General features: G+C 54.3%; 1 protein-coding gene. It reads right to left on the minus strand.

Annotated features, from left to right (window positions below):
- A partial coding sequence (locus C2M32_RS20465; protein WP_199886125.1) for a conjugal transfer protein TraG N-terminal domain-containing protein occupies positions 1-796 on the minus strand: 796 nt, incomplete at both ends.

Raw genomic sequence — 796 nt, forward strand, 5'->3', positions numbered from 1 at the left:
CTCATTCCCGAATTAAAGCTCGACCCACCGGAGCTAAAACTCGGGCTACTCACCCCTGCACCACCAAAACTGCTTATACTACTGCCTCCTGAGTTGCTGGACATCGCCATCATCGCCGTACTGCCTGCACCACTGTGCCCGACCTTAACACTGTTGCCCTGCGAGGAACTTCCCCCTCCTGACGCACCACCCGAACCTCCGCCCGAGCCCGAACTTCCCGAGCCTGAGCCCGCTGCGCCTGAAAAGTCTGAACCTGAGCCACCACCCGCTGCTCCCGCACCATTTCTTTGTGCCAAGCCTCCGAATGCCCCCATCGCCGCATAGGCCGACCCCGATAACAAGAAAAACGTCAACGTCGGAATTATCGCCGAGAGCGTGCCCGCCATACCTAACGCCGTCTCCACCGTGGTATAACTCGTGTCTATCGACCCTATCGTGCCCAAAAAGGTACATTGTCCACCCAGTGCCGTACATTGCTCTGCAAACCCCGTATAATGCTCCACATACAATCGGCTGATCACCGAGGTGATCGGCAATAAATTCGCCCACGCCAACAGCATCAGCCAACTGCTCAGGATCTTTATCATGTAGCCCCCAGATATCAACAAGATAAATGGGATCAAGGTGGTAATAAAGTAGGTGAACACTTCCACCGCATTGATGATCAGTGGCAAGGTCTCTTGGTTCAGTGTCATTCCTGAGGCCGAAGCCGCCTGTCTATTTGCAAACGCATTCGCCTGTAATGAGCCGTTATGAGCACAAAGTGCAGCTAACGTCTCTTGCTGTTGAGAGCATG

The sequence above is a fragment of the Pseudoalteromonas sp. T1lg23B genome, from assembly GCF_002964665.1.
Lineage (GTDB): Bacteria > Pseudomonadota > Gammaproteobacteria > Enterobacterales > Alteromonadaceae > Pseudoalteromonas.